A 10,354-nucleotide genomic window follows, 5' to 3' on the forward strand; every position below is an offset into this window, starting at 1 on the left:
TACCACCGGCCACCGCTGCCGGGCCGCTACCGGGGCCCGGGGCCCGGGGCCCGGCAGGACGCGCGGCCGGGATCAGGGGTTCGGGTGGGAGGCCAGGAGCTCGGCGAGGCGGTCCATGGACTCGCGGCCGCCCCTCGGGCCGTCGGCCCTGATGATGGCGTCGCGCGCCTCCACCGACCGGTGCACGGACTGGGCCACGTAGCGGGTGCCGCCGTCCACCGCCTCCAGGGTGACCGTCTCCAGCGCCACGTCCTCGGGCGTGCCCTCGAACTGCCAGGTGCGGACGTACCGCTCCGGCGCGACGATGTCGTGGTAGACGCCCCGGAAGAAGTGTTCCCCGCCGTCGGAGTCGATGTTGGCGTAGCGCCACTGGCCGCCCGGCCTGACCTCCATGCGATCGACCCTGGTGGCGAGGACGTGCGGCCCCCACCAGCGCGGGATGAGCTCCGGGTCCGTCACCACCTGGAACACCACCTCCCGGGGCGCGTCGAACGTCCGGATCATGACGACGTCCTGCCTGCCCGGTTCGATGATGAATTCGGTGTCACCCATGGTCGTGTTCCTCCTGCGTGCGCCGGAGCTTCCTGATCTCCTCGTCGAGGCGGTCGAACCGGTCCGTCCAGCGCTCACGATAGCGGTCGATCCATTCCGACGCGGTCTCCAGCGGGGCCGTCTCCAGGCGGCACGGCCGCCACTGCGCGTCGCGGCCCCTGCTGATGAGCCCGGCCCGTTCCAGCACCTTGAGATGCTTGGACACTGCCTGGAGGCTCATGTCGAACGGCTCGGCCAGTTCGTTGACCGTGGCCTCGCCGGCGGCCAGCCGGGCCAGGATGGCCCGCCGCGTCGGGTCCGCCAGTGCGGCGAAGGTGAGGCTGAGCTGGTCGTCGGGCATCCGGGCCGGCTTTCTCTCGGTGGTCGGTCAATGATCCACGATCGCACCACAGGAGATGTTGACGGTCGCGGAGGTCATGGTCCTGGCCCGGTCGGAGGCCACGAACGCGGCCACGTCCCCCACGTCGGCCAGCGTCGCCGTCCGGCCCAGCAGGGTCGACTCGCGCAGCCCCGCGGCGATCTCCTCCTTGGGGCCGAAGCTGTCCGGCATGCTCTCCGGCACCCCGCCGCTGATCATGGTGACGACGCGGATGCCGTGCGCGCCGAACTCGCACGCCCACTGCCGCCGGATGCCCTCCATGGCGTCGAGCGCGACCTTGAAGCCGCCGAGGCCGGGCAGGGTCTGGGGACCGCCGCCGCCGAACATGAGGATCACCCCGGACCCACGCGGGATCATGTGCCTGACCGCCGCCCTGATGGTCAGGAACTGCGTGCGCGCGGCCACCGCGATCGGCTGGACGAACTCCTCGGGGGAGATCTCGGCCAGCGGCTTCTGCACGTCCTGGACCGCGATGGCGTTGAACGAGATGTCGATGCCGCCCGCCCGCTCGGCCACCGAGTCGGCGAAGGCGTCGACGGCCTGCTCGTCGAGCGCGTCCACCCGCGCGGTGTCCGCCGTGCCGCCGGCCGCGCGGATCTCGTCGGCGACCTTGTCGAGGGTGGCGGGGGTGCGGCCGGTCAGGAAGACCCGGGCGCCCTCGCGGGCGAAGGCCCGCGCCGCCGCGCCGCCGATCGGACCGCCCGCGCCGTAGACGATGGCCACCTTGTCCTGGAGGAGCATTGTATTCAACCTCTCGGTTTATCAACTGATAGGTTGAATATAGGCCATGCGTCGGCCAAGTCAAGAGCAGGAGGAAATCAGGGCAGGCGGCGGCGGCCGGCGAAGCCCAGCTCCGTGCGGTGGTACCAGCCGAGTGCCGGCTCGCCCTCGATCCAGCACAACCGTACGGACTGCCCCTGGAGCTCGGCGGGGAAGTCGATCAGCACCGGCGCGAGGCCCTTGACCTCGATCCCCCGCTCGGTCCACGCGCCGAGGATCTCCTGGATGCGGGCCTCGTGCGCCTTGAGCTCGGGGATGCCGCCCAGCTCGGAGGCGCCTCTGGTCTCCCGGTCGAAGGCGATCTCGGTGAGGTCGGCCCGGGCCGCGATCACCTCGCGGGCCTCCTCCATGATGCCGGGCAGGAGCGAGCGCGCCTCGTCGAGGGTGAAGATCCGGTCCATGCCCAAACGTTAGCGGTTCGGCTCGTACGCGTGGATGAGAAGCCGTTCGGCGTGGTCGAGGTAGTCATCCAGGTAGGCGGCGGCCTGCTCCGGCTCCCCGGCCTCGATCAGCCCCAGCAGCGTGCGGTTGCGGTCGACGAACGGCTCGTGGAAGGCACGCGGATTTTCCATCACGTGGAAGACCAGGCGGAGCTCGGCCAGCAGCTGGCGCATGGACTCGTCGATCCTGGGGCTGTCGTTCAGCGAGACGAGCGCCTGGTGGAAGCGGATGTTGGCGGTGCCGACCCCCTGCCAGTCGTCCTGTGCCGCGGCCCGCTCGGCGTCGAGCACGGCCTCCTTGAGCCCCTTCAGGGCCTGCTTGTCCGGCTTGCGGCGGACCGCCGCCCCTTCGAGCACGCGCCGCACCCGGTAGAGGTCGGCCACGTCCTCGGCGGACGGCAGGCGGACGAAGACGCCCCGGTTGAGCTTGTGGTCCAGCAGCCGCTCGTGGCCGAGCAGCCGGAACGCCTCGCGCAGCGTGTTGCGCGACACGCCGAGCCCTTCGGAGATCGTCTCCTCCGACAACCGCTGACCGGGCTGGAAGAACCCCGCGCTGATACGGTCGCGCAGGATGTCGGCCACGCGCTCCGCCGTGCTGCTGCGGCCCAGCCGAGGCCGGTCCTGGGAGAGATCGGCTGCCACGTTATCCACATTTAACAGGGAATCATGGAGCAAACCTCTTGTCGAATTGTTCAACGATCCTTACGTTGAGAGGAACCCCCTCAACTCAAGGAGCAATCGACATGTCAGGCTCCACGCAACAGACCCGGCGAGTGATCCTCGCCAGCCTGATAGGCACGTCGCTGGAGTGGTACGACTTCTTCTTGTACACCACGGCTGCCACTCTGGTCTTCCCCCAGCTCTTCTTCCCCTCTCTGGACCCGTTCAACGCCACGCTGGCGTCGCTGACCACCAATGCCGTGGCCTTCGTCGCCAGGCCGCTCGGCGGCATCGTGTTCGGCCACTTCGGCGACCGGGCCGGCCGCAAGACCGTGCTCGTGGTGACACTCCTGGTCATGGGCATCTCGACGTTCCTCATCGGCGTCTTGCCCGGCTACGCGAGCGTGGGCGTGGCCGCGCCGATTCTGCTGGCGTTGCTCAGGTTCGTCCAGGGCCTGGGGCTCGGCGGCGAGTGGGGCGGCGCGGTGATCATGTCGCTGGAGCACGGCGACGGCCGCCGGCGCGGCTTCAACGCCAGCTGGCCGCAGGTGGGCGTGCCCGCGGGCTACGTCCTGGCCACGGGCCTGCTCACCATCCTGTCGCTCGTGCAGTCCGACGAGGCGTTCCTGTCGTGGGGCTGGCGGGTGCCGTTCCTGCTGTCGGGCGCGCTGGTGTTCGTGGGCCTGTGGGTGCGGCTGAAGGTCTCGGAGTCGCCGCTCTTCGCCGAGGTCGAGCAGCAGGGCGGCAAGTCGCGGTTGCCGCTGCTGGAGGTGCTGCGCACGCACCCGCGGGCGCTGTTGTCCGCCTTCACCGCGCGCATCGGGGTGGACGTGGCCTTCTACACCTTCACCGCGTACATCATCGTCTACATCACCGGGCAGCTGAAGCTGGACCGCTCGGTGGCGCTGAACGCGGTGCTGATCGGCTCGGCGCTGCAGCTGGTGCTGATCCCGCTGTTCGGCTCGCTGTCGGACCGGATCGGCCGGCGGCCGGTCTACTTCGCCGGCGTGGTGGCCGCGGCGGTCTGGGTGTTCGCGTTCTTCCCGCTGCTCGACACCAAGTCGTTCCCGCTGATCGCGCTGGCCGCCGTGGTCGCGTTGATCACGCACGCCCTGATGTACGGGCCGCAGGCGGCGTTCATCGCCGAGCTGTTCAGCACCCGGCTGCGCTACAGCGGCGCCTCGATGGGCTATCAGGTGGCCGGCATCGTGGGCGGCGCGCTGGCGCCCATCATCGCGGTCCAGCTCTTCCAGACCTACCAGAGCACGGTGGCGGTATCGGTCTACGTGGTCATCGCCCTCGCGATCACGGCCGTGGGCCTGGCCATCGCCCCCGAGACCCGCGACCTCGACCTGACCGAGACCGCGCCCGCGAGCAAGCAGCCCGGCCCGGTGGGGCCGTTCGCCTGAGACGCCGCGAAAGCCGCGGGCGGCGGCTGCCAACGCCGCCCGTGCGAAAGGGGTACGCATGAGAACCGCCCTCATCGTCGTCGCCGCCCTGATCGCGATCCCCGTGCTCATCGGGGCCCTGGGAGGCATGGAGAGCACGAGCGGCGGCGAGGTGGCCGTCATCCGCGACGGCGGGCCGCTCGACGACAACAAGGTGCGCCAGGTGATCGATCCGGGCTCGGGCCTGACCTGGACCGGCATGTGGTCCGCCACCCATCTCTACCCGGCGCAGCAGCGCTTCTACACGATCACCGCCGACGCCAAGCGGGCCACCACGCTGGGGGTGGACGTGGTCACGGTGCCGAGCAGCGACGGGGTGAACCTCGGCATCGAGGGCACCCTGTACTTCACGCTCAACCTCGACCACGAGACGCTGAAGAAGTTCGACGACATGTACGGCACCCGTACCTTCCGCGCCCAGGACGACCGCTCGCTCTACGCGTGGGACGGCGACGACGGCTGGACGGCGTTCTTCGGCCAGGCGGTCCGGCCGGTGATCGACAACGCCCTGCGCAGCCGGCTCGGCGCCATGCGCTGCGCCGAGCTGGTCCCCTCGTGCTCGCTGCTGCAGAGCCCCGGGGCGGCCACCGACCTCAAGCCGCAGGACAGCAACGCCACCATCGCCAGGGTCCAGGACGCGGTCAACGGCGCGCTGGCCCGCGACCTGCCCGCGACGCTGGGCGGGGACTTCTTCACCGGGCTGCGGTTCACGCTGGTCAAGGTGACGTTGCCGGGCGACGTGCAGCAGGCGGTCAACCGGTCGCTGGCCGCCGCCGCGGCCGTGGCCGAGGCCCAGGCGAAGGTCTCCCAGGCCAGGGCGGAGGCGGAGGCCGATCAGGCCAGGCAGGACGGCTACGACAAGTGCCCCGCCTGTGCCGAGATCGAGAAGCTGAAGTCGCTGCCCCAGGGCATCACCGTGTACGCCCCGGGGAATCCGCAGTCGGTCGTCGTGCCGTCCCGCTGAGCCCGTGACGCCGCTAGGCCGGGACCTTCGGGGGCTCGGCCTTCCGGGTGCGCCACCGGCCCCTGAAGGCGATCATGGACAGGAGGAACACGACCTGGCCGGCCAGTGCCACGGTCAGCCAGGCCCCCCATCCACCGGCCTCCACGACCGGCGGTGAGACCAGCAGCAGCACCACGATCATGACGCGGACGACCATGCCCCAGATGCCCAGCGCGGAGCCCTGCAGCCGGGATTCGACGTCCTCGGCGTCCTCGGAGAAGCTCGCCATCCAGGGCACGTACGCGACGCCCATGAACAGGAAGAGCAGCGCGTACACGACCGTGACCCGCATGGTGGAGACCTCGGGGCCGACCAGGGAGATGAAGTGGGCCAGCGTCACCGCGGTCAGCACCGTCCCTGCGGCGATGAACGGCTTGCGCAGCTGCAGGCGGTCGGACAGGCGGCCGACCACCACCACGGCCAGGGCGTTGAGCACGATGCCCAGCGCCACCACCTGGTTCGCGACGGCCGCGTCCATGCCGAAGCCGTCGGACAGGATGGTCTGCCCGAAGATCGCGAACGTCCAGTAGAGCACCTGCCAAGCGGTGTTGCCGAAGACGTGCGCCCACAGGTGCGGATGCCGGAACAGCTCCCGCACCTGGCCGTGCGCGGGCCGCCCCACGGCCGTCACGGCCTGCTCGGCCTGGAGCACCTGGGCCCGCAGCGCCGCCGAGGGCTCGGCGATCTTCCAGACGATGACCGCGCACATCGCGAGCGACACCACGCCCATGATGATCGCCTGCGACTGCCACGCGTAGCCGAACAGCGGCAGCGTGAACCCCGCGATGAAGGAGGCCAGGAACGACGCCCCGACCGGCCCCCAGGTCCAGAAGGCGAACGCCTGCGCCCGCCCCATGCGCGGCGAGAAGTCCCGTACCAGCGAGGCGGTGATCGTGATGCCCGCCCCTTCGATGAACAGCATCAGGCACCGGATCCAGAACAGCTCCGCCACGCTGTCCACGGTGGCGAGCAGGAAGTTGCAGGCCGCCGTGATGGTCAGGGTCGGCACCAGGATGGTGACCCGCCCCCACCGGTCGGACAGGATGCCGCCGAACCCGGCCGAGAGCCCGCCCACCAGCACCGACAGCGCGGCGAGCTGGCCGTAGACGGTGAGCGACATGCTGAGGTCGTCCATGAGGAGGGGCAGGATGGTGGCCAGCGTGGTCTCGAAGTTGGCCACCAGGCTCGCCAGGACGGCGATGGCCAGCAGGAAGATCCGGCGGCTGCCGACCGGATAGACACTCAGCTCGCGGACATAGAACGGCTTCATTCCCATCCTCCGGGGGACGGTCCTGCAAACTGTCGCTCTAGAACGCGTTTCTAGTTGCTCCAAGTTCTCCGTTTTGTACGGATAAGTCAACGTATAACGGGATAACAAGGTCATCTCGATCACAGGGGGCCCGGTTGTGACGCAATCGCCATCGATTCACCGAACAACCACCTCCGAATACGCATAAACTGCGCGCCTGTGAGCCTGCCTGTACGTGAACGTTCCCCGCGGCCGGGCGGCGGTCGCCACCGCCGTCCCGTGCCCGCGTCCCTGCCGCCGGACGCCCCACTCCTCGTGCTCGCCACTCCCGGCGACACCACCGGAGTGGCCGAGGAGATCGCGGCCGTGGTACGCGTCGACAACCCGCAGATCGAGGTACGCCTGACGAGCCTCGCCGACCTGGCCGACTCCCTGCCGTCCGGTCGTGACTCCGTGGTCGTTCCCCTGCTCACCTGGGACGATCCGGTCGTCCTCGCGGAGATCGGCAAGGCCATCGCGGCCAGCGGCTCCGGCGCCGTCGCCACCGAGGCGCTGGGACCGCACCCGCTGCTGGCCGAGGCGCTGCACATCAGGCTGGCGGAGCGCGGGCTGGCCAGGGCAGACCGGGTACGCCTGCTGAACGTCTCCAGCCCCGTCGACGCCGTCATCCTGGGCACCGTGGGCGGCGAGCGCGCCGTGCACGCCGTCCAGGCCACCGCGGTGCTCCTGGCCTCCAGGCTCACGCTGCCGGTGGTCGCCGCCTCCCTCGACAGCGAGCCCGGGGTCGGCGTCGCGGCGCAGCGGCTGCGCGCGGCGGGCGCACAGCGGCTGGCCGTCGCGCCCTGCCTGATCGGCCACGAGGCCCCGCCGTCGATCGTCGAGCAGGCCGCCACCTCGATCGAGGCCGGATACGCGCTGCCGCTCGGCTCGCACAGCGCTGTCGCCGAACTTGTCGCCAGAGCTTACGGCAGTCAACTCGCGACTTGACAAAGGCTTGTGAAGATCCCTGAAGTCGCGTTACGTTCTGCGCATGCGGCACGTGGCCTGCCAGGGCGAGCGGCTCGGCCTCCGTGAGATCGCGGAGGCCGACGTGACCGCCCTTCACGCCATCTACGGGGATTCGGTGGCGACCCAGTACATGCCGTTCCAGCCGCGCAGCCTGGCGGAGGTGGCCGGCCTCACCCGCCAGGCCATGGAGGCGGCCGCCGCGGAGCCGCGCCGCCTCTACGTGCTGGCCGTGGTGGACGCCGCGAGCCGCGCCGTGATCGGAGTGGCCCGGCTGTACATCTCCGAGCGGCATCCGCACAGCGCCGAGATCGGGTTCGGCCTGCATCCCGACCACTGGGGGCGCGGCATCGGCACGGATCTCGTACGGCTGCTGCTGGCGTTCGGGTTCAAGGACCTCGGGCTGCACCGGATCTGGGGCGCCCGCTCCCCCGCCAACCTGCCCGCCCAGCTCGCGATGCTGACGGCGGGCATGGTGGAGGAGGGACGCATCCGGCACCACGTACACACGCCGCACGGGTGGCGCGACTCGATCGTCCACTCAGCCCTCGAAGGCGAGTGGACCGACCGCTGACCGCGCCAGAAGGTTCGCCGCCGGGATCGGCCAGGAGCGGGGGGCCGGAGTGGCGGGCGTGAAGATTGTCGGTGGCGGGTCCTACGATGAGCCTCCTCACGGAGGGATGTCATCATGCTCGACGCGCTGATCGTGCCGCTGTTCGTCACCACGGACCTGCCGCCCGAGGCGGAGCTGGGCGAGTTCGGGGAGTTGCTCGCCGAGACGGCGCGCGAGCTCGGCCACGACGGCGCCGGCTACGCGGGTTTCCTGGCGGGCAAGGTGTTCTGGCTGGACCGGCCGGTGCTGCCCGCGCAGCGTCCCGCGGCCGAGCTGGAGCCGCGCTTCGCCGGGATGCTGGGCTACCTCGCCGCGGCGGGGCTCGGGCACACCTCGCGGGAGGTGGTGGGCGACGTGCGCCGGGCGATCGGCGCGGCCGTCACCGGGCGTTACGGCGACGTGGGGGTGCCCCCGGCCGTGTTCGCGATCCGCGACCAGGACGTGCGCGAGCGCACCCCCGACGCGGCCCTCTACGTCGGCACGCGCGACGCGCAGGCCGAGCTGGTGACGGCGGCCAAGTCCTACCTCTAGCGCTCCGGCCCCTAGCCAGGGCTCGGGCATCGTGCGATCGTGAACGATGATCCCTTCCGGCGAGGAGGTTCCCGCATGGCCGTGGTCGGCGCCGTCTGCTTCGGGCTCGTGCTCGGCTGGATCACGTACGGGACGCTGCGGCGCGGGCGGGATGCGGCGGGGCTGACCGAGCTGACCGCGGTGCTGGCGGCCGTTGGAGGGGGCGCGGTGACGGCGTTGCTGGGCCTGCCAGACGCGTTCGGCGGCTACGCGGTGGGGCTGGCGGTGGGCTTCGCCGGCTGCCTGGTCCTGACCACGCTCGTGCCGGACTCCAAGTGGCTGGGCGTCCCGGCATCACGGGTGAGCCCGGCGCCGGACCAGGCGCTCGGAGCGCCTGAGCGCCGCAACGATCCTTAGGACAGCCGACCGTACGCGGGTGCCCGGGTGTCGCCCGCCCGGCCCTGGCCGGCGTGCTTGCCGCTGCGGGTACCAGCCCGGTGAGCGGCTGCTGGGCGTCGTGGTGGGGACTGTCAAGACATAGGTGGGCGCGGAGCTCTCCCATCCGTGCGGTCCGGCAGGCCGACCAGCACGTACGGGGCCCACAGCTCCGGCTCGGCGGAGCCGTACAGGTCGCGTAACTCCAGTACGGAGCCGCGCAGCGCCCGCGCCGGGCCCATGCCGTCGGCGAGCCTGCCGTGGAAGTCGCGTAGCAGGGCGCGGGTGAGCTCGGCGACCGTCGGCCAGAGGGTGAGCAGTACGGCCCTGGCACCGGCGTGGAGCAGCGCTTGGGCGAGGGCCGCGATGCCGGCCGCCGGTGAGCCGTTCCCCCGGGGGGAGGCGGGCTCGTGGGCGGCCAGGATCACCAGTCCGGCGTCCACGGTCATGCTCATGAGCTGCCTGGCGGTGAGGAGGCCGTCGGCGAGCCGGATGCCCGAGCCGTACGGGTCCGCCGGGTTGAACGCGGCCGGGCAGGACAGGTGCACCACGTCCCAGGAGCCGGGCAGGAGCGCGGCGGTGGCTTCGGAGCCGGTGTGGGGCCGGGCGCCGAGCAGGTCGGCGGCGTCCCGTACCGTGCCCTCGGATGCCGGCCGGTCGCCGGGGTTCGGGGTGAAGCCGAGCACCAGCGACCGGCCGGCTTCGACGGGGGCGCGCCTGGTCAGGTGGGTGAGGGTGGCGGCGGACGGGGCGAAGGTGACGGGGAAGCGTTCCAGGAGTGGGCGGCCGCCGGGGGCCAGCGCGTGCAACGGGAGGCGGTGCAGGCCCGCGTGCGGCAGCAGGTGGAGCCGGCAGAGGTCGTCGCCCAGGGCGTCGAGGGCCGGCGCCAGCAGCAGGTCGGCCAGGCGGCGCCAGAGGCCCACGCGGTGGCGGCGGGTCTCCAGGTCCAGCAGCCCCGGGCGGCGTCCGGTGGTGGCCGCGGCGAACTCGGCCAGCAGGTCGGGACCGACGGAGGTGGGTAAGGCGCGGGGCTCGGCCCAGCCGGTGCGATGGAGGAGCACGGTCACGGCATCCGCACCGACGTGAAAGCCCAACAACCCGACGGGACCGGTACCGGTGGGGGTGTCCAGCTCGTCCCGGTGGGATGGGGTGCCTGTGGGGGTGTCCGGCGCGTCCGGGGCGGGTGAGGTGCCGGGAGTGATCAGAACGTCCGGAGCGGGTGCGGGGGTGAGCGGGGGGTCCGGAGCGGGTGCGGGGGTGAGCAGGGCGTCCGGAGCGGG

At 71.4% G+C, this 10,354-nt stretch carries 13 protein-coding genes; 6 read left to right on the forward strand and 7 right to left on the reverse strand.

Annotated elements, in window-relative coordinates; genetic code table 11:
• Positions 1-72: 72 nt before the first annotated feature.
• The 5 genes from BLS95_RS48330 to BLS95_RS48350 all read right to left on the reverse strand — a co-directional run bounded on the left by BLS95_RS48330 (position 73) and on the right by BLS95_RS48350 (position 2,793).
• On the reverse strand, positions 73-552 hold the full coding sequence (locus tag BLS95_RS48330) for an SRPBCC domain-containing protein (RefSeq protein WP_090946367.1): 480 nt from the start codon (positions 550-552) through the stop codon (positions 73-75).
• Positions 545-892: an ArsR/SmtB family transcription factor gene (locus BLS95_RS48335; protein ID WP_090946368.1), complete on the reverse strand. Its 348-nt coding sequence runs from the start codon at positions 890-892 to the stop codon at positions 545-547. The genes BLS95_RS48330 and BLS95_RS48335 overlap by 8 nt, the downstream gene beginning before the upstream one ends.
• A gap of 27 nt (positions 893-919) precedes the next feature.
• Positions 920-1,672: an SDR family NAD(P)-dependent oxidoreductase gene (locus BLS95_RS48340; protein WP_090946369.1), complete on the reverse strand. Its 753-nt coding sequence runs from the start codon at positions 1,670-1,672 to the stop codon at positions 920-922.
• A 77-nt stretch (positions 1,673-1,749) separates the two neighbouring features.
• Positions 1,750-2,112 carry a DUF2203 domain-containing protein gene (locus BLS95_RS48345; protein WP_090946370.1) on the reverse strand — a complete coding sequence of 121 codons (363 nt, stop codon included), beginning with the start codon at positions 2,110-2,112 and terminating at the stop codon, positions 1,750-1,752.
• A gap of 9 nt (positions 2,113-2,121) precedes the next feature.
• On the reverse strand, positions 2,122-2,793 hold the full coding sequence (locus BLS95_RS48350; protein ID WP_245765732.1) for a GntR family transcriptional regulator: 672 nt from the start codon (positions 2,791-2,793) through the stop codon (positions 2,122-2,124).
• A 101-nt stretch (positions 2,794-2,894) separates the two neighbouring features.
• On the opposite strand from BLS95_RS48350, the gene BLS95_RS48355 reads away from it, so the two are divergent.
• Both BLS95_RS48355 and BLS95_RS48360 read left to right on the forward strand, forming a co-directional pair.
• Positions 2,895-4,220: an MFS transporter gene (locus tag BLS95_RS48355; RefSeq protein WP_176993797.1), complete on the forward strand. Its 1,326-nt coding sequence runs from the start codon at positions 2,895-2,897 to the stop codon at positions 4,218-4,220.
• Between the two features lie 58 nt (positions 4,221-4,278).
• Entirely contained in the window at positions 4,279-5,223 is a 945-nt protein-coding gene (locus tag BLS95_RS48360; protein ID WP_090946373.1) for an SPFH domain-containing protein, read from the forward strand.
• Between the two features lie 13 nt (positions 5,224-5,236).
• On the opposite strand, the gene BLS95_RS48365 is transcribed toward BLS95_RS48360, so the two are convergent.
• On the reverse strand, positions 5,237-6,532 hold the full coding sequence (locus BLS95_RS48365; RefSeq protein ID WP_176993798.1) for an MFS transporter: 1,296 nt from the start codon (positions 6,530-6,532) through the stop codon (positions 5,237-5,239).
• A 198-nt stretch (positions 6,533-6,730) separates the two neighbouring features.
• On the opposite strand from BLS95_RS48365, the gene BLS95_RS48370 reads away from it, so the two are divergent.
• The 4 genes from BLS95_RS48370 to BLS95_RS48385 all read left to right on the forward strand — a co-directional run bounded on the left by BLS95_RS48370 (position 6,731) and on the right by BLS95_RS48385 (position 9,056).
• Positions 6,731-7,498, forward strand: coding sequence for a sirohydrochlorin chelatase (locus BLS95_RS48370; protein ID WP_245765733.1), 768 nt, complete (start codon positions 6,731-6,733; stop codon positions 7,496-7,498).
• A 43-nt stretch (positions 7,499-7,541) separates the two neighbouring features.
• A complete protein-coding gene (locus BLS95_RS48375) occupies positions 7,542-8,090 on the forward strand; it encodes a GNAT family N-acetyltransferase (protein WP_090946375.1) in 549 nt (182 codons plus the stop codon).
• 114 nt (positions 8,091-8,204) lie between these two features.
• Entirely contained in the window at positions 8,205-8,660 is a 456-nt protein-coding gene (locus BLS95_RS48380) for a hypothetical protein (RefSeq protein WP_090946376.1), read from the forward strand.
• Between the two features lie 75 nt (positions 8,661-8,735).
• A complete protein-coding gene (locus BLS95_RS48385; protein WP_090946377.1) occupies positions 8,736-9,056 on the forward strand; it encodes a hypothetical protein in 321 nt (106 codons plus the stop codon).
• A 113-nt stretch (positions 9,057-9,169) separates the two neighbouring features.
• On the opposite strand, the gene BLS95_RS48390 is transcribed toward BLS95_RS48385, so the two are convergent.
• A partial coding sequence (locus BLS95_RS48390) for a CHAT domain-containing protein (RefSeq protein ID WP_143044218.1) occupies positions 9,170-10,354 on the reverse strand: 1,185 nt, incomplete at its 5' end.

Origin of the sequence: Nonomuraea jiangxiensis, from assembly GCF_900099965.1 — a bacterium.
GTDB classification, from domain to species: Bacteria; Actinomycetota; Actinomycetes; order Streptosporangiales; family Streptosporangiaceae; genus Nonomuraea; species Nonomuraea jiangxiensis.